Here is a 17,541-nt window from a genome sequence, read left to right as displayed (position 1 = left end):
GGCAGGACCGGACTCCCGGTGGCCGGCGGCGCCGGACTCCCGGTGGTTGAGGTGCGACGAGCGCCAGCGAGGAGCCTCGAAACCACCGGGCCTGCGGGGCGGACTGTGCCCACCACAGCCCGGCGCGATGGGCCGGAGGTTTCGAGGCTCGGCCGCGGGCGGCCTCGCACCTCAACCACCGGCGGCTGGCAGCACCGGACCGGCGGGACGCGACGAGCGGGCGCAAAGTGCTGGGCGGCGGCCTGCCGGTCGGCGTACCGTCGTGTCACAGGAAGGGAGGAAAGGAGCTCGCGATGACCACCGTCACCCTGCTCAACGCCTCCTACGAGCCGCTCGGGACGGTGACCTTCCAGCACGCGGTGCGGATGCTCTTCCGCGAGGTCGCGACGGTCGAGGAGGCGCACGAGGACCGGATGATCGGGCCGCACCCGTGGCCGCGGGTGATCCGGCTGGTGCGCTACGTCGCGGCGAAGTGGATGTACCGACCCGCGGGCTTCTCGCGCTCCGGGGTGCTGGTGCGCGACCGGCACGTGTGCGCCTACTGCGGGCGGCACGCGACGACGGTCGACCACGTCCTCCCGCAGAGCCGCGGCGGCACCTGGTCGTGGCTCAACACGGTCGCGGCGTGCGGGCCGTGCAACGGCCGCAAGGGCAACCGGACGCCGGCGGAGGCGGGGATGCGGCTGCGGGTCGACCCGTTCGTGCCGACGCGCGCCCAGCTCGCTGCCTCGCTGGCCCGCTGACCCAGTTCGCCCACTGGAGGGCTGGTCCCGGCGCTACATTGCGCGGATGCGTACGACGACCCGGCTCAAGCTGGCCTACGGCGCCCTCGCCGCTGCCGACACCCTGCTGGCGGGATCGCGCAGCCGGTGGGCCCACCGTGCCCGGCTGGTCACCAAGCCGATGCTGATGCCGGTCCTGGCCGCGTCGCTGGCGACCGACGAGCGGGCGCGGGGTGCCCGGCTGCGGTCCACCGCCCTCACCGGCCAGGCGTTCGGCTGGGGCGGCGACGTCCTGCTGCTGGGCGAGGGACCGCGCGCCTTCTCCGCCGGTGCTCGGTCGTTCGGCGTCGGCCACGTCGCCTACATCAGCGGCTTCCTGCGCCACCGTGAGCGCTCGGCGAGCCCGCTGCAGAACCAGGCGGTCCGCGGCGCGGCCGCGGCGTGGCTCGTGACCGCTCCGGCGGTCGCGCTCGCGGCGGGTCGGCAGGAGCGCGCGCTGGGTGCGACCGTGCTGGGCTACTCCGCGGTGCTGACCTCGATGGTCGCGGCCGCGAGCCACCTCGGCCCGGAGGTCCCGCGCGACGCCTGCCTGATGACGGCCGCCGGCGCGGGACTCTTCCTGCTGTCGGACTCGGTGCTCGGTGCGCGGACCTTCCTCCTCCAGGACCCGCCGCAGCGGCTGGAGGCGGTGGTCATGGCGACGTACACCGCCGGTCAGCTGCTGATCAGCGAGGGCGCCGCGCGGTCCTGAGGGCCGGTCAGCCCGGCAGGTTGGTGCGGTGGCCGTCGTTGGTGCGGCCGAGGAAGACGCCCAGGCCGATCATGCCGAGGCCGAGCACGAGGTGCAGCCAGTTGTCGGCGTTGTCGACCGGGACGAAGTTGGCGTCGGCGTGGCGGTCGACGACGAAGCCGTAGACGGTGAGCACGAGGTAGATCGCGCCGCCACCGATCAGGTACGCCTTCGCGCCCGACCACGAGCGCGCCATCAGGAAGCCGACGACGCCGAAGAGCAGGTGCACGATGTTGTGGAGCACGGAGACGCCGAAGATGCCGAGCAGCTGGGCGTTCGAGTGGTGCCCGGCGAAGGTCATGTCGTCGTAGTTGGTCGTGATCCCGGGGATGAAGCCGAGGATGCCGACGACCAGGAAGGTCGCAGCGACGGTCGCTGTCGCCTTCTGCAGGGGGGTGCTGGTCATGGACTGTGTCGTCGTGGTCATGGCCGCGCGATACCCCGCCCCCGGCGCGTGAGTCCCGCAGCGGACCGACCGGACCATCGGATCCGATTGTTCCTCGCGAAAATCGCCCACGGCGAGCGGCCGGCGTGCCCACCATGGAGGACGACGTCGGTCGCTCGCTCACATGGGGAGCGAGCGCCCGGGACCTCCGGTCGGCCCGCGGTCAGGGCCGCGGGCCGGCCGGCCTTCCGGTACGACGAGCGCCGGCTCGTCGTACGGACCGGATCGGGGTGGGCTGGCGGTGGGCTCAGTCGACCAGCGCCGCGTAGCGCTCGAGGTAGAGCGGCCAGCCGCCCTGGTCGGCGACGCCGTCGCGCAGCGACTCCCAGCCCGCGCCGTGGCGGGCCAGGTGCCGGTGCACGAGCTCCACGCGGGTGCGGCCCGGTCCGGCCTCGGTGAAGCTCACCTCGACCTCGCTCGCCTCGGCCGGGTCGGTGACCAGCTGCCACGTGGGCGAGATGTCCCACGAGAAGACCAGGCGGTGGGGTGGCTCGAACGCGAGCACCCTCCCCCAGCGGCAGGTGCCGCCGTCCGCACCGCGGTCGTAGACGTCGCCGCCCACCCGGGGCTCGAGGACGGTCTCCACGACCTCCTCGGGCGCCAGCAGGTTGTGCTCGCGCGGCTTGACCTGGTCGAACTGCTCGGTGAAGACCTGGAAGGCCCGCTCCACCGTCGCCTCGACGGTCACGTCGAGCCGTACGTCCTCGTCCCCTGTCGTGCTCATCCGTCCTCCTCGGCCGGTGGCCCGTCCTCGACGAGCCGCTTGAAGTTCGCCAGCGTCGCGCTCCAGAAGCCCTCGAGCTCCTGCCGCATCTCGCGCAGGCCCGCGGGGTCGGCGCTGTAGATGCGGCGGGTGCCCTCGGCCCGCACCCGCACCAGGTCGGCGTCCTTGAGCACCTTGAGGTGCTGCGACACCGCCGGGCGGCTGACCGGCAGCTCACTGGCCAGGTCGGTGACCGACCGCGGGCGCACCGAGAGGCGTGCGAAGATCTCCCGCCTCGTCGGGTCGGCGAGCGCGGACCACGCGTCCACGGCGTGAGTGGTCACCTTCCGTAAGTTACCGCTTACGGATCGATTCCGACACCCCTCGGAGCGCGGCTGGCATGGAGCCCGCCGCCCCGGGCACCGCCCGTCCATGGCCGACCTGCTTGACACCTACCGGCGCAAGCGCGACTTCTCGCGCACCCCGGAGCCCAGCGGCGACGACGGCGGCGGCAGCGACCGGCCGCGCTTCGTGGTCCAGCGGCACCGGGCGAGCAGCCTGCACTACGACCTGCGCTTCGAGATCGACGGGGTGCTGGTCAGCTGGGCGGTGCCGAAGGGACCCACCCTGGACCCGGAGGTGCGTCGCCTCGCGATGCACGTCGAGGACCACCCGGTCGAGTACCTCCACTTCGAGGGCGTGATCCCGTCGGGCGAGTACGGCGGCGGCGACGTCATCGTCTGGGACACCGGCACGTGGGAGCCGGTGCGCACGAAGGACCCCGGCCGCGCCGTACGCGACGGGGAGCTGCACGCCGAGGTGCACGGGCAGAAGCTGCGCGGGCGGCTGGTGCTGGTGCGCACCAAGGACGACGGCGGCAAGGAGTCGTGGATGCTGCTGCACAAGCACGACGACCACGCCGTCGAGGGCTGGGACCCCGAGGACCACCCGCGCTCGGTGCTCAGCGGGCGCACCAACGACGAGGTCGCCGAGGACCCCGACCGCACGTGGAGCTCCGGCGCCGACGCCGCGGAGGCCGAGCAGCTGCTCGTGCCGGACCCGTTGCCGGCCGAGGCGATCGACGCGCTCGCCGACCTCGGGAAGTCCGGCACGTGGGAGGTCCACGGCCGCAGCCTGAAGGTCACCAACCTCGACAAGGTGCTCTTCCCCGGCGACCCGCCGGTCACCAAGCGCGAGCTCCTCGCCTACACCGCACGGATCGCCCCCGTCGTGCTGCCGTACGTGGAGGGGCGCGCCCTCAACCTGCACCGCTACCCCGACGGGGCGGACGCCAAGGGCTTCTGGCACAAGGCACGCCCCGACCACGCCCCCGACTGGGTGGGCGCGTGGGACAACCCGGCCGCGGACCCGGGCGAGACGTCGACCTACGTCGTGGTCGACGAGCCCGCGGCGCTGGTGTGGGCCGCGAACTTCGGCGCGCTGGAGTGGCACCCGTGGACCTCGCGCACCGACGAGCCCGACGAGCCGACCTACGCGCTGGTCGACATCGACCCCGGTGAGGGGACCGGGTGGGACGAGGTGCTCACCCTGGCCCGCCTGCACCGCACCGCGCTCGAGCACCTCGGCGTCACCGCGCGGGCGAAGGTGACCGGAAGCCGCGGGATCCAGATCTGGATCCCGGTGGTGGCGGGCTACACCTTCGACGACACCCGGGCGTGGGTGGAGAAGCTGTCGCGCACGGTCGGCAAGGTCGTGCCGGAGCTGGTCAGCTGGAAGTGGGAGGTCAAGGCCCGCGGCGGGAAGGCGCGCCTGGACTTCACGCAGAACGCGATCAACAAGACCCTCGTGGCGCCGTACTCCCCCAGGCCGCGGGCCGGTGCGCCGGTGTCGGTGCCGATCTCGTGGTCCGAGCTCGACGACCCCGACCTGCGCCCCGACCGCTGGACGATCCGCACCGTCCTGGACCGGATCGCCGAGCGCGGCGACCCCTTCCGCGCCCTGCTCGGCAGCGCGCAGGAGCTGCCGGAGATCACCTGACGCTGCTGCCCCGGTCCGGCTGGCCCCGCCCGAAAACCCGGACAGCCACCCTGACCGGGGCTTACCCGGCGGGTGGCTGCACGGTGATGCTCGCTGGTCCGTCAGCCGCCTCTCGGCGAGTGGCCGCTCGTAGCGGCAAGTGGTGAGGCCCGGGGGCATGAGTCAGACCAGCTGACGGGCACAACCAGCCCCGCCCCCGCGACTATTCCCCGACCGGCGTGACGGTCCGCACAGGCGGTCAGCGCGGGACGTCGGCCCCGCGCACCCGCTCGAGGCCCGCCATCAGGTGGTAGAGCACGAGGATCGCGGCGGTCGCCACGGCGATGCCGCCGAGGGTGAAGTCGCCGAAGCCGATCACGTCGTTGCCCATGCCCATCGCCAGGATCAGCGCGGCGGCGACCGGGAAGAGGTTCTTCTGCTGGCCGAAGTCGACCCGCGCGTCGATCCACATCCGCACGCCGATGAGCCCGATCACGCCGTACAGCACGAGGGTGGCGCCGCCGATGACGCCGTTGGGGATGGTGAACAGCAGCGCGCCGAACTTCGGCGACAGCGACAGCAGGATCGCCACGACGCCGGCCACCCAGTAGGCCGCCGTGGAGAAGACGCGGGTGGCGGACATGACGCCGATGTTCTCGCCGTACGTCGTGGTGGCGGAGCCGCCGCCGAGCCCGGCCACGACCGTGGCGGCGCCGTCGGCGAGCAGGGCACGACCGGTGAGGTCGTTGAGCGAGTCGTCGCCGACGAGGTGGGCGACGGAGCGGACGTGGCCCACGTTCTCCGCGACGAGCACGAAGACGACGGGGAGGAACATCGGCAGGACGCTCCAGTCGACGTCGGGGCTGGTGAGCTGCGGCAGGCCGACCCAGTCGGCGGCCCGGACGGCGTCGAAGCTGACCACGCCCATCGGGATGGCGACCAGGTAGGCGACGACGAAGCCGAGGAGAACCGCGATCCGACCCATGATCCCGCGGAAGAGCGAGGCGATGACGACGATCGCGAGCACCGTGATCGTGGCGAGCAGCAGGTGCTCGTCGTCGACCGGCTTCTGCCCGGGCGCGAAGCTGCCGCCGGCGTCGAGGTTGATGACGTTGTTCCACGACGCGTGCGCGAGGTTGAAGCCGATCAGCGCGACCACGCCGCCCATGACGACCGGCGGCATCAGCGCGTGGATCCAGCCGGTGCCGACCTTGATGACCAGCAGGCCGACGAGCGCGAGCGCGGCGCCGGTGGCGACGATCGCGAAGAGCGCCGTACCGATGTCACCACCGCTCTTCGCCGCCAGCACCGGGCTGATGAACGCGAACGACGAGCCGAGGTAGCTCGGCATCCGGTTGCCGGTGATCAGCAGGAAGAGCAGGGTGCCGAAGCCCGAGAAGAGCAGGGTGGTGCTCGGGTCGAAGCCCGTGATGATCGGCACCAGGAAGGTCGCGCCGAACATCGCCACGACGTGCTGGCCACCGAGCCCGAGGGTGCGCGGCCACGACAGCCGCTCCCCCGGCTTGACGACCTCTCCGTCGACGACCGACCGGCCGTCCCCGTGGATGGACCAGGACATCGTGCCTCCTGCTGCTGAGCGACACCCGCACACACGTCCGGGCCGCCCGGAAGCCTAGGAGTCCCCACCTCTCGGGTCGCACCGGGGTGCCGCGAGGTGTGAGGCTTCGCACCGCGAGGTGTGAGGCTTCGCGGCACGAGGTGCGTGGGTACGACGCGCGCCCGACCCTCGCGGCGCAGAGGGGCGCACCTCGTGGTGGGGCACCCCCTAGGCTGCTGCCTCGTGTCCGACCGCACCCAGGCCCTCGTCGTCGCCGTGCTGACCACGTTGCTCGCGGTCACCGGCGTGGCGGGCAGCTCTGCGCTGTCGGGGCCGGTGCTGTGGGAGTTCTCCGAGACCCACGGCGTGCACCTCGAGGACGCCGTCATCGTCCCCGCGTGGTTGATCTGCCTGCTGTGCTGCTGGAGCCAGTGGCGGCGCGGCGACCGCCGCGACCGCTGAGCCGCCAGAGCCCCTAAGCTGGGGCGGCGCCGCCGAGGGGCGGAAGGTGGACGACGACACGGGTGCCGCGCGCGCCGGGCGAGGTGGTCGCGACGCTGCCGCCGAGCTCCTCGGCGCGCTCGCGCATGGACCGCAGGCCGATGCCCTGGGCCGCCTGCTCGTCGAGGCCGACGCCGTCGTCGGTCACCACGAGCACGACCCCGCCGTCCTCCCCCGGCCGGACCACGACCTCGCACCGGGTCGCCATCGCGTGCCGGTGCACGTTGAGCAGCGCCTCCGACGCGACGTGGTAGAGCGCAGTCTGCGCGACCGGACCGGGCTGCACCTGCGGCGACACGTCCACCTGGACGATGAGGTCCGCGCCGGCGAAGCGGTCCGCCAGCGCACGCAGGGCCGCCGCCAGGTCGCCCTCGTCGAGGGCCGGCGGGAGGAGCCCGCGGCTCATCCGTCGTACCTCCTCGCTGCGCAGCTGCAGCTCCTCGCCGAGCTGGTCGAGCATCCGGTCGGCCGCCTCCGGGTCCCGCTCGCGCAGGTTGCGGGCGGCGGTGAGGCCGAGGCGGATGCCGGCGATCGCCGGCCCGAGGCCGTCGTGCAGGTCACGGCGCAGCACGCGCCGCTCCTCGTTGCGGATGCCGACCAGGCGGCTGCGGGCCGCGACCAGCGCCTCGTTGGCGCGGGCGAGGTCGAGCACCGTCGCAAGCAGGCCGGCGACCTGGTCCAGCAGCGCGGAGGTACGACGGTCGAGCCGCTCACCCGTTCGCGGCGTGACCACCAGCAGGCCGACCTCGCGCCCGCGACTGCTGAGCGTGCGCACCACGTCGCTGCTGCGTCCCCCCGGTGCGGCAGGCAGGGTGCCGTCCGGGCCGACGGGCAGGATCCGCACGGCGCCGACCCGCAGGCCGCGGCGCAGCCGGTCGGCGAGCTCGTCGAGGTCGTGCTCGCTGGAGACGTCGATCGCCGACCACAGCTCGTCGGGTCGCGACCCGGTGCCGTAGACGAGGGTGTCGACGCGGCGCTGCACGGCCCGCTGGGCGGGCAGAAAGCTGACGGCGAGCACGGGCACGGCGAGGCCCTGCGCGAGGCCGGACCCGTCGGGTAGCACGCGCGCGAGCCCGGAGACCAGCACCAGGTAGGCCGCCACCGCGGCGGCGGTCAGCGAGGTCCACACGGTGGCCCGGTCGACCGTGGCCTCGATCCCCCACAGCCGCTGGCCGAGCACCAGCACGAGCAGGGCGGCGGGCAGGAACACCTGCGCCAGCAGCAGGGTCACGCCGCTGACCTCGGCCGCGAGCCGGGCCTGGTTGTCCGGCCACGGCAGCAGGAAGACGACCATCGCGACCACGAGCAGCACCTGGCCGGTGGCCAGCCACAGCACGCCCTGCCGCTGCCGTGCCCGCAGCGACCGCGCGTGCACGAACAGCCACACCGCGGCGAACGCGCCCATCGCCGTCACGGAGCGGTCGAGCCACAGCGTGGAGTCGCGGATCCACTCCTGCCAGCCGGCGTGGTCGATGCCCAGCGGGTTGTGCGGGAGGCCGGGCGCGACGACGGTCATGCCGGGCAGGGTCCCCGCGACGGCCAGCACGGCGCCGGCCGCTGCGGCCGCCGTGCGCCACCGCGGCACCGGGCCGACCACGATGAACGGCAGGACCGCGACGACGGCGTACAGGCCGGGCGTCCAGGTCCAGTACTGGAGGTAGAGCGCCGCGCCCTGCCCCGGCGTGCCGGCCTCGAGCGTCACCCAGGAGGTCGCCAGCCCGGCCACGCCGCAGCCGACACCGGTCAGCGCGATGATCCAGACCGCGAGCCGCCGGGTGCGGGGCAGCAGGACCACGACGACGACCGAGTAGAGCGTGGCGACGACGAGGTCCATCGCCCAGTTGGCGACCTCGTCGGGGATCCGGCCGGCGACGAGGCTGGTGCCCAGCGCGGCGACGACCGTGCCCCAGCCGAGCGCCCCCAGCAGCCAGGCGAGGACCCGCCAGCCGCGGGCGCCGGTCACGGGCGACCCCGGTGCGCGCCGCCGAGGTGCGAGCGCGCGGCGCGGGCGACCTGGGCGCCGACGACCAGCTCGCCGGCGGCGACCGCACGGATGGCGCGGTGCACGTCGTCGGGCTCCGCGGACTTCACGAGGTAGCCCGCCGCCCCCGCGGCCAGTGCCGCACGGACGAAGGAGTCCTCGTCGTGCATCGTCATCACCAGCACCTGCAGGTCCGGGTACTGCGCCGTGAGCTCGGCGGTGAGGTCGATGCCGGAGTCGCCGCCCAGGTCCAGGTCCATGAGCACGACGTCGACGGACTCGTCGACGGCAGCCCGCGCCGCGTCCGCGTCGCCCACGACGGCGGCCACCTCGAGGCCTTCCAGCGAGGACAACAGGCCGCTCATGCCCATCCGGAACACGGGGTGGTCGTCGACGAGGACGACGCGCACGTCGGCGCTCGGGCGCGGCCGACCTCCCTCGAGCCGGCCCTGCAGGACGGCCGTCTCGAGGGCGGCGACCGCGGGTCCGGGGTCGATGCCGAGGTCCTCGCGCAGGGTCGTTCGGAGCTGGCGCAGCAGCGCCATCGCCTCGACCTGGCGGCCCGCCTGCACCAGCGCGACCGCCTGGAGCAGGTGCAGCCGCTCCCGGTAGGGCTCCTCGAGGACCAGCGGCTCCAGCCGGCGCGACGCCTCGACGGCGTCGCCGAGGTGCAGCCGGATCGCCTCGCGCAGCTCGATCGCGGTCGTGCGCGTCTCGTGCAGCCGGGCGCGCTCGGCCCGGGCGACCTCGTCCGGCAGGTCGGCGTACGGCTCGCCGCGCCAGCCGGCCAGCGCCAGGTCCAGGCCCTCGGCCGCCTGGACCAGCCGGTCCGGGTCGGGCTCGCGCAGCGGGCGCCACGGCTCGTCCGCCGACCGCGGGAAGGCCTCCGACGCCGCCCGCAGCGCGTCGTCGAGGCGCACGGTGTCGAACGCCTCGGGCGGGATCGCGAGCTGGTAGCCCGTCGGCGTCGTCAGCACGACGGTCGCCGCGCTGCGCGGCGCGCGGGTCGGCTCGAGAACCTTGCGCAGGTCGGAGACGTAGCCCTGCAGCGTGACGGCGTGGCTGGCGGGCGGCTCGTCGCCCCACAGCGCCTCGGCGATGGCGCCGACGCTGACCGGCCGGCCGCGGTGCAGGCACAGCACGGCCAGCAGGCTGCGCTGCTTGCGCGCTCCGAGATCGAGCAGCCGGCCGTCGACCTCGACCTCGACCGGGCCCAGGACGCTGACCCTCACGGCCGGGAGACTATCCAGCGACGGCGCCTCCCGGGCCGTTTCGCCCGCAACGGCCAGGCTCACCGCGGGCCCGCGAACAGCCCTGCCGGGTCGAGCTCCGCGCGTACGGCGTCGAGCGCGTCGCGCACGTCGGCCGGCCAGGCGCGCACCCAGGGGTTCGGGCCGCTGAGCGCACCGACGAAGTTCGGCTGCACGACGCCGGTCGACCACGCGCCCACGGCCCCCACGAGCGCCTGCGCAACGGCGGGGACCGCCGTGGTGAACAGGTCCGGTGCCGGCGCGCTGACCACGAACAGCTGCGCGGCGGCGTCGCGGCCGACCACCGCGTCAGGACCGGCCGTCGGCCGGGCCAGGGCACCACCGAGGAGCCGGACCTCGGCGACGGCGAAGGGCACGTGCTGCTCGGGGCCCATGACGCTGAGCAGGGCGTCGACGAACCCGTGCTCGAGGTCGCGGAGCAGGACGCCGCCGTCCATCACCGGCATCGGCTCCTCGGGGTCGGCGTGCACGGCGCCGATCGCCGCGTAGGGCATCGGGCCGACCAGGTCGACCAGCGGGGTCGCGAGCGCGCGCAGCGGCGCCACAGTGGCGGCACCGGCCTCGGCGTCCCCGTCGGCGACGACGACCCGGACGTGCACGACGCACCGACCCCGCAGCGGCTCCGGGACCTGCGGGAGGTCCGGCAGCCGCAGGATCGCGAACGACGGAGTGACCGTCTCCGGCAGGTCGCGGCTCCAGTCGACGAAGCCGTGCAGCACACGTCCGGCGTCCTCGGCGGCGAAGAACAGGCCGCCGCCGTACACCTCGGCCATCGGAACGAGGCCGATCTCGACCTCGGTGACGACACCGGGCAGGTGCTTGCCGCCGCGGGCGGCGCGGAACACCTCGGGGTGCGAGTCCGCGGTGACGCTGAGCTGCTCACCGGTGGCGGTGACCAGCTCGAGGCGGCGGAGGTGGTCGCTGGCCCAGCCGAGCGTGCGCCCGGCCGGCCCCAGGCCGCCGCCCAGCAGCAGGCCGACGACGCCGACCGTGGGCGAGGAGCCGCAGACGGGGGCGAGGCCGTACGGCGCAGCCGCCTCGAGCACCTGGCCCCAGCGGGCGCCGCCACCGACGCGGGCGGTGCGCGCCTCCGGGTCGACGTGGACGTCGGCCAGGGCGGCGGTCGAGACGACCGTGCCGCCCTCGACGGGCGCGAGCAGTCCGTGGCCGGTGGCCACGACGTGGACGCGGTCGCCGCGGACCGCCGCCTCCCGCACGGCGTCGGCCACGCCGGCCGCGGTCGTCGGCGTGACGACCCGGCCGGGGCGGTGCTGGTGGGCGAGGTTGAACGCGGCGATGCGGGCGTCGCTCGACTGGTCGATGGTCATCGGTCTTCCTTCGGTTCGGTGGTGGGTCGCGACAGTTCTCCCGCACTGCGCTGGGGTCCGGCTGGAGCCCGGGGGCCGCTCGGCTCCAGCGGGGCTCCAGTCGCTGCCCACCCGCACCGCAGCGGTCGCCGCGAGCGTGGCCGGGTCAGATCCCCAACCCCCCACGAGGACCACATGTTCAGCTCTCGCAGACCCCGCCTCCGCGGCGCCCTGTCCGCCCTGGCGGCGACGCTGGCGCTCGCTGCCTTCGCCACCCCCGCGGTGGCCGAGGTGCCCACCGACCCCCGCGACCCCGGCGGCGGGGGTGGCGGTGGTGGCGGCGGCGGTACGTCGACCCCAGTGATGACCGGGACCGTCCCGTCGATCAGCGGCACGCCGCGCGTCGGGCAGACCCTGTTCGCCTACAACACCTTCACTCCCACGCCGGACCGGGTGCAGTACGACTGGCTCGTCGACGGCACGTTCTCCCTGGCCACGGCGACCAACCAGTTCAAGGTGCGCCCCGAGGACCTCGGCAAGCGGATCTCGGTCAGCGTCGCGGCGTTCAAGGAGGGGTACCCGACCGCGTTCAGCGGCCTGTCGCCGGAGACCGCGGTCGTCCAGGGGCCCGTCGAGATGCGGGTGACCGCCTCGCCGGGCGTCTCCGGCACCTTCCGCGTGGGCGAGACGCTGCGGGTCACCTCCGCGCCCAGGACCGACCCGGTCTTCGAGACCGTGACCTACCAGTGGTTCCGGAGCATCAACCCGATCCCGGGAGCCACCGGGACGTCGTACACGCTCGGGCCGTCGGACGCCGCGCAGCCGGTCTGGGTGCAGGCGACGCTGAAGCGCACCGACTACGCGACGGCGTACTCCGGCTCCCAGGGCAGCTACGTCGGGCTCGGCGAGATCGTGGCGACCTCGGAGCCGCTCATCACCGGCACGCCCCGGGTCGGCAGCCGGCTCGCGGCGGCCCCGCCGACCACGGACCACCGGGACTACGCCTACTTCCGCTGGACACGGGACGGCGTCGTGATCGCCGGCGCGACGGGGGCGACCTACACGCCCGTCGCCGCCGACGTCGGGCACCGCATCGGCGTCGACGTCCGGGTCACCGCGGCCGGCTACGCCGACCACCACGCGTCGGCTCGCCCGGTCACCGTCGAGCCGGCCCTGCGCAAGCCCAGGCTCCGCGCCACGGCGACGACCGCCTCGCGCACGGCGAGGAAGGCCCGGCTGGTGGTCCTGGCCAGCGCACCGGCGGCCCCGCCGCTGGCGGCGAAGGTCACCGTCCGCCGCGGCGGCAAGTTGCTGCGCGCCGCGAAGCTGTCGAAGGGCCGCCTGGTCACCACGGTGAAGGCGAAGCGCGGGCAGAAGCTGCGGATCACCATCGCCGCCACCTCGCGCACCAAGGCCCGCACGATCACGGTGCGGGTGCGGTGACCGACCACCGGTGACGATCTGCCTGTGACGATCTGCCGCGGGATGCAGCGGGCCGGGTGCCCGGCTGCATCCCGTGGCGGATCCGCGCCGGCCCGCCCGCGGCACCGCCCACCCGGATGCCGGTCACAGCGCCGGGTACCAGCCCGTCATGGAGCTCAGCGACCTGCTCACCTGCCTCGGCGAGGACCATCTCGACCGCGAGCAGCTGCCGGTCGAGCTGCGCGAGCTCGTCGACGAGGCGCTGCTCCGCGGCCTGGTCCTCGAAGACTGCCGGGGCCAGCTGACCTCGCTCGCCTGACCCGCTCCCTGACCTGCTCGGCGCGCTCGACGCCGGACTCAGCCGAACATCGGCCGGTGCTCGCCGCCCGGCCGGCCCAGCAGGTGCAGGAAGAGCGCGTGGCCGTCGCCGAGCCGCGCCATCGCCGCCACCGCGGTCTGCAGGGCGGACTCCGCCACCTCTGGCGGTACGACGAGCGCCGCTCCCGTCGCGGCGGCGAGGTCGTTGCTGTGCGCGAGCAGCTCGAAGGTGCGGGTGGGCAGGTAGTCGCTGAGGCGCATCCCGCCGGCCACCGTCGGCAGGACCGGGTCGGCATCCTCCAGCTGTGCCAGCCGATCCCTGGCCCGGGCGATGCCGGCACGCACGGTCGCGAGCGGGTCGGGCCCGAGGTCCCGGCCGGCCTGGTGGCCGCGGTCGGCGACGGCGCGGTCGTCGGCGGCAGGCAGGGTCCGCACGCGCACGAAGTACTCCCCCGCGCTCCCGCACTCGACCGAGTCCGGTGCCGGCTGGGCGAGGTAGGAGGACACGGTCGTCACCGCCCGCAGCGTGTGCCCGACGAGCGCGCGCACGTCCCACTCGCCCAAGCCGGGCTGGTCCCACTGGTCGTCACGGACCTGCTCGACGGCGCCGGCGAACATCTCCGCTGCCTGCAGGAACACGGTTGCCGTCATCTGATCCCCTCCATGATGCTCACGACAGCAGCGGCAGGTGCGGGTCGTCGCTCGGCGTGCGGCCGGTCGCGAGCCGCACCAGCTCCAGCCCGGTCCAGGCTGGCCGCGCACCGGCGACCTGCTCGTAACCCTCGGCCAGGGCCGCAGCGACGAGGTCGACTGCGGCGGGCAGCAGCGGCGTGGGCCGATCGGCGCCGGTGTGCTGGAGCAGGCAGCGGTGCAGGTCGTCGCCGTGGGTGACGAGCTCGAGCAGCCTCGTGAGCAGGAAGTCCTCCCCGCGCAACGGACCCCGCCGGCCGAGCACGACGTCCGGCAGGCCTGCGTCGATCGCCGCCCATGCCGGCGCCGCGAGCGAGTCGATGCCGGCGAGCTCCCACCCCCGGTGCCGGTCGGCCACCTCATGGGTGTCGGCGGCGATCTGGTCGTGCGCCGGGGCGTAGCCGCCGACGTACTCGACGAGCGTCAGGGGCTCGCGCTCGCTCGGCGTCACCTCAGCGACCATCCGGAGCGCGAAGCCGAGGTGAACGACGAGGTCGCTGACCGTCCACGCGCCCAGCCCGGAGGGCGCACCGGCGTGGTCGAGCACCCGCTCGTCCTCGAGCCAGCCGCGCAGCAGGTCCCACTGGGCGCGCAGCAGCTCGGCAGCCCCACCTCGACGTTCCACGGGTGAAGCGTGGCGGCCGTCGGGCGAGCGCGCCAGCGAAAAGCCGCCAGCGACCGTCGGCATCCTGCCGAGGTGCACTAGCGACCCGGGCCGGGAAGCGACGACGAGGACACGCGGTCCGCTGTCCGACGCGGAGGCGCCTACGGCACCGGCCCTGGAGTCGGGCCCGCGGCTACACCCCCCACAAGGTGACAGCCACCTCCGCGTCGGACATGTGGTTCCCCCATCCCCCGGCGGACGACCGGCCTCGCCGCCGGCGGGCCTGGCGCCCCGTCCTCCGGGGTAGCAGAACCGTGCCAGCCCGGGTCGGGCGCCGGGAAGCCCGGGTAGCCCCGGTTTTTCGCCGACCACCCCCGGGGAATTTATTTCGGAGAGGCCTGCACAAAACTCCCGCGGAGGGGGCCGCGCACTGCCTAAGGTCGATACGTGCCCCTCCTGAGTGCTGCTGGCGAGCGCGCCGCGCTGGCCAGCATGCTCCGCGACGTCGCCCGCGGCGGAGGGGGTGTCGCGGTGGTGCAGGGCGACGCCGGCACCGGCCGCTCCACGACCGCGCAGCTCGCGGGCGACCTCGCGAAGGAGGCCGGGCTGCGGGTGGCCGCGGCTCGCGCCGTACCGATGGACTCCTCCGTCCCGTTCGCCGCGATCGAGGCGTGGGGCGACGAGCTGCGCATCAAGCTGGCTCCCCCGGGAACCCCGGACGGTGCAGCCGTCGCCGCCGCGGCCGGTCGACTGCTGGAGGCCGCGGCGCGGGGCGGCCACGAGCCGGGCACCTGCCTGGTCCTCGACGACGCGCACTGGGCCGACGAGGGGTCGCTGCGGGTCCTCGTCGACGTCGCCCGCCGCCTGCACGACCAGGCCGTCGCCGTCGTCCTGACCGTCGGTCCCGAGCCGGTGGGCCGGGACGCCGCACACCTGCTCGACGAGCTGCGCGCCTCCCCCGGCGCCGTCCTCGTGCAGCTGGGCGCGTGGGACGAGGACCTCGTGCGCGAGCTGGTGGCTGCCGAGCTGGACGCCCCCGCCTCCGGCGACCCCGTGCCCGACCTGCTGCACCGCGCGGCGGGCAACCCGTTCCTCACCTCCGCCCTCGTCGACCACCTCAAGCAGGGGTACGACGGCGTGGACGTCGCCGTGCCCGAGCGGGTCCGCGCGCACGTCGGCCTGCGCCTGTCGCGGCTCGGGCCGGAGGCCTCCGCGCTGGCCGAGGCGGTGCAGGTGCTCGGGGCGCGGGCGACCCTGGCCCGCGCCACCCACCTCGCCGAGCTCGACCGCCGCGCCGCGGAGGACGCCGCCGACCGGCTCGTCCGCAGCGGCCTGCTCGAGGTGGCGCAGGGACTGCGCTACCCGCAGCCGGTCGTAGCCGACGCGGTCGGGCAGGAGCTCGGGCCGTTCGCGACCGACCGCCTGCACCGTCGCGCCGCCGAGCTCCTGCTGGCCGAGGACGCCGACGCCGCCGAGGTCGCCGACCACCTGCTGCGCACCACCCCCGCCGGCCTGCCGTGGATCGTCGAGAGCCTGCGCCGCGCGGCCGACGAGGCCACCTGCAAGGGCGACTGCGCGACGGCCGCCGTGCTGCTGCGCCGCGCCGTCGAGGAGCCGCCGGCCGCCGAGCACCGCTCCGCCGTGCTCGCCGAGCTCGCGTTCGCCGCCAGCCGCGCCGGCACCCCCGACGCCGAGGACCGCCTCGCCGACGCCCTCGCGGTGGCGAACGGGCGCGACGAACGGCTGATGCTGCTGCGCGAGCGGACCCGGCTGATGTGGCTGACCGGCCGGCTGCCGGAGGCCGTCGAGGCCAGCGAGACCGCGCTCGCCGAGACCGAGCCGGAGACCGACCTGCACCAGCAGCTGCTCGCCGAGCTGCTGGCGGTCGCCTCGATGCACGACCTCTCCCCGATCTACGCCCGCCCCCAGCTGGTCGAGCTGCTCGACCGCGCCAGCACCGGCTGGATCCCGGAGGTCCCCGCGCTGGCCGCGACGCTGGCCACCGTGCTGCCGTTCGTCCTCGGTGACCTGCAGCTGGTGAACCCCCTCGTCGACCAGGCGCTCACCGAGGAGCTGTGGCGCGTCGACGCCCCACCGTTCGGCCTGCGTCCCGACTTCGTGATGGGCTCGCTGTGGCTGTCGGAGAACCTCGAGCGCGGCACCCAGGTGGTCCACGAGGGCCTCGAGGTCGTCGACCCGGACAACCTCTTCCGCCACGGCCTGCTGCACTACTGGATGGGTGAGATCCGGTACGCCGCCGGCGACCTGCACGGCGCGCGCAGTGCCGCCACCACCGCGCTCGACCCGCGATGGGGTCCGTGGGTGAGCTGGTTCGGCTTCTCCAGCGCCACGCTCGCGCACGTCCACATGGACCTCGACGACCACCACCGCGCCCGCGCCGTGCTCGGGGCCGCCGACGACAAGGTCGACCCGCACCAGATGACCGGCATCTCGGTCGACCTCGCGCGCGCCCGGCTGCTGCTGCGCACCGGCGAGCCCGCCGAGGCGGCTGCCCTCGTCGACCTGGTCCAGGAGCGGCTCGAGGTGCTGGGCCACCGCGGCAGCCCGCAGATCGTGTGGCGCCCGCTCGCCGCGACCGCCGCGCACGCGCTCGGCGACACCGACCACGCCCGCGCGCTCCTCGAGGAGGAGGTCGAGCTCGCCCGTCGCACCAGCGCGCTCGGCCGCGAGGGTCGCGCGCTGCGCACGGCGGCCGCGCTGGCCGAGGGCGACGAGCGCCTGTCCCTGCTGCGGCAGGCCGCCGACGTGCTGTGCCGCTCCGAGCGCCGGCTGGAGCGGGCCCGCGCCATGCACGACCTCGGGGTGGAGCTGCACAGCCGCGGCGACGTCCCCGGGGCGCGCACGGCGCTCGCCGAGTCGCGCGAGCTCGCCGAGACCTGCGGATCCGGCGCGCTGGCCGCGCGGGCGCTCAACGCCCTGCACGCGACGGGAGCCCGGCCCCGTCGTACCGCCCGGACCGGGCTCGACTCCCTCACCCGGGCCGAACGACGCACTGTCGAGCTCGCCGCGGAGGGGATGACGAACCGCGAGATCGCCGCGGAGCTGGTGATCGCGCCACGCACCGTGGAGTGGCACCTCGGGCGGGCGTTCGCCAAGCTCGGCGTCACCTCGCGGCGCGAGCTGCGGGACGCGCTGGAGCGCCGCGACCTGTCCTGACCGGACCACGACCCACGGGCTCTTCAGCCCCGCACCCCGGGCCGTTCCTGCCCCCTCCCCCGGGTTTTCACCGCC

Annotated in this window: 16 protein-coding genes; 7 read left to right on the top strand and 9 right to left on the bottom strand. The window is 74.7% G+C overall.

Annotated elements, in window-relative coordinates:
- The first annotated feature begins 293 nt into the window (after positions 1–293).
- Entirely contained in the window at positions 294–743 is a 450-nt protein-coding gene (locus tag NOCJ54_RS0119960; protein WP_028656893.1) for an HNH endonuclease, read from the top strand.
- A 46-nt stretch (positions 744–789) separates the two neighbouring features.
- Positions 790–1,473, top strand: coding sequence for a lysoplasmalogenase (locus NOCJ54_RS0119955; protein WP_028656892.1), 684 nt, complete (start codon positions 790–792; stop codon positions 1,471–1,473).
- Positions 1,474–1,480: 7 nt separating this feature from the next.
- On the opposite strand, the gene NOCJ54_RS0119950 is transcribed toward NOCJ54_RS0119955, so the two are convergent.
- The 3 genes from NOCJ54_RS0119950 to NOCJ54_RS0119940 form a co-directional block, all read right to left on the bottom strand.
- A complete protein-coding gene (locus tag NOCJ54_RS0119950) occupies positions 1,481–1,918 on the bottom strand; it encodes a DUF4383 domain-containing protein (RefSeq protein ID WP_028656891.1) in 438 nt (145 codons plus the stop codon).
- Positions 1,919–2,204: 286 nt separating this feature from the next.
- Positions 2,205–2,681 (bottom strand): SRPBCC family protein, encoded by a 477-nt coding sequence (locus tag NOCJ54_RS0119945; RefSeq protein WP_028656890.1) that lies wholly within the window; start codon positions 2,679–2,681, stop codon positions 2,205–2,207.
- The gene (locus NOCJ54_RS0119940) at positions 2,678–3,004 is read right to left on the bottom strand and encodes an ArsR/SmtB family transcription factor (RefSeq protein ID WP_028656889.1); all 327 of its coding nucleotides are present in this window, start codon (positions 3,002–3,004) and stop codon (positions 2,678–2,680) included. Before NOCJ54_RS0119940 ends, NOCJ54_RS0119945 begins: the two co-directional genes overlap by 4 nt.
- 88 nt (positions 3,005–3,092) lie before the next feature.
- Here NOCJ54_RS0119940 and ligD point away from each other — a divergent pair, with 88 nt between their 5' ends.
- Positions 3,093–4,658 (top strand): non-homologous end-joining DNA ligase LigD, encoded by a 1,566-nt coding sequence (ligD, locus tag NOCJ54_RS0119935; RefSeq protein WP_028656888.1) that lies wholly within the window; start codon positions 3,093–3,095, stop codon positions 4,656–4,658.
- Positions 4,659–4,896: 238 nt separating this feature from the next.
- On the opposite strand, the gene NOCJ54_RS0119930 is transcribed toward ligD, so the two are convergent.
- Positions 4,897–6,216, bottom strand: coding sequence for a uracil-xanthine permease family protein (locus NOCJ54_RS0119930; protein WP_028656887.1), 1,320 nt, complete (start codon positions 6,214–6,216; stop codon positions 4,897–4,899).
- A 222-nt stretch (positions 6,217–6,438) separates the two neighbouring features.
- On the opposite strand from NOCJ54_RS0119930, the gene NOCJ54_RS27195 reads away from it, so the two are divergent.
- On the top strand, positions 6,439–6,657 hold the full coding sequence (locus tag NOCJ54_RS27195) for a hypothetical protein (RefSeq protein WP_036518883.1): 219 nt from the start codon (positions 6,439–6,441) through the stop codon (positions 6,655–6,657).
- A gap of 13 nt (positions 6,658–6,670) precedes the next feature.
- Here NOCJ54_RS27195 and NOCJ54_RS0119920 read toward each other — a convergent pair whose 3' ends face one another.
- The 3 genes from NOCJ54_RS0119920 to NOCJ54_RS27185 are packed head-to-tail and all read right to left on the bottom strand — an operon-like array spanning position 6,671 to position 11,276.
- The gene (locus NOCJ54_RS0119920; protein ID WP_028656886.1) at positions 6,671–8,659 is read right to left on the bottom strand and encodes a sensor histidine kinase; all 1,989 of its coding nucleotides are present in this window, start codon (positions 8,657–8,659) and stop codon (positions 6,671–6,673) included.
- Positions 8,656–9,909, bottom strand: coding sequence for a BTAD domain-containing putative transcriptional regulator (locus NOCJ54_RS28625; RefSeq protein WP_051486165.1), 1,254 nt, complete (start codon positions 9,907–9,909; stop codon positions 8,656–8,658). Before NOCJ54_RS28625 ends, NOCJ54_RS0119920 begins: the two co-directional genes overlap by 4 nt.
- Positions 9,910–9,968: 59 nt before the next feature.
- Positions 9,969–11,276 (bottom strand): FAD-binding oxidoreductase, encoded by a 1,308-nt coding sequence (locus NOCJ54_RS27185; protein ID WP_051486163.1) that lies wholly within the window; start codon positions 11,274–11,276, stop codon positions 9,969–9,971.
- Positions 11,277–11,450: 174 nt separating this feature from the next.
- Between NOCJ54_RS27185 and NOCJ54_RS0119905 the strand changes: the two genes are divergently transcribed.
- Together NOCJ54_RS0119905 and NOCJ54_RS29590 are read left to right on the top strand one after the other, a co-directional pair.
- Complete coding sequence (locus tag NOCJ54_RS0119905; protein WP_028656885.1) at positions 11,451–12,698, top strand: hypothetical protein; 1,248 nt, start codon at positions 11,451–11,453, stop codon at positions 12,696–12,698.
- A 148-nt stretch (positions 12,699–12,846) separates the two neighbouring features.
- On the top strand, positions 12,847–12,996 hold the full coding sequence (locus NOCJ54_RS29590; protein ID WP_157514978.1) for a hypothetical protein: 150 nt from the start codon (positions 12,847–12,849) through the stop codon (positions 12,994–12,996).
- Positions 12,997–13,034: 38 nt separating this feature from the next.
- On the opposite strand, the gene NOCJ54_RS0119895 is transcribed toward NOCJ54_RS29590, so the two are convergent.
- Both NOCJ54_RS0119895 and NOCJ54_RS27180 read right to left on the bottom strand, forming a co-directional pair.
- Positions 13,035–13,646 (bottom strand): maleylpyruvate isomerase family mycothiol-dependent enzyme, encoded by a 612-nt coding sequence (locus NOCJ54_RS0119895; protein WP_028656884.1) that lies wholly within the window; start codon positions 13,644–13,646, stop codon positions 13,035–13,037.
- A gap of 19 nt (positions 13,647–13,665) precedes the next feature.
- Positions 13,666–14,310: a maleylpyruvate isomerase N-terminal domain-containing protein gene (locus tag NOCJ54_RS27180; protein ID WP_051486161.1), complete on the bottom strand. Its 645-nt coding sequence runs from the start codon at positions 14,308–14,310 to the stop codon at positions 13,666–13,668.
- A 426-nt stretch (positions 14,311–14,736) separates the two neighbouring features.
- On the opposite strand from NOCJ54_RS27180, the gene NOCJ54_RS0119885 reads away from it, so the two are divergent.
- Positions 14,737–17,466 (top strand): helix-turn-helix transcriptional regulator, encoded by a 2,730-nt coding sequence (locus NOCJ54_RS0119885; protein WP_028656883.1) that lies wholly within the window; start codon positions 14,737–14,739, stop codon positions 17,464–17,466.
- The last annotated feature ends 75 nt before the right edge of the window (positions 17,467–17,541 follow it).

Origin of the sequence: Nocardioides sp. J54, from assembly GCF_000519005.1 — a bacterium.
GTDB lineage: Bacteria > Actinomycetota > Actinomycetes > Propionibacteriales > Nocardioidaceae > Nocardioides.
This window is presented reverse-complemented; position numbering and strand designations above follow the sequence as displayed.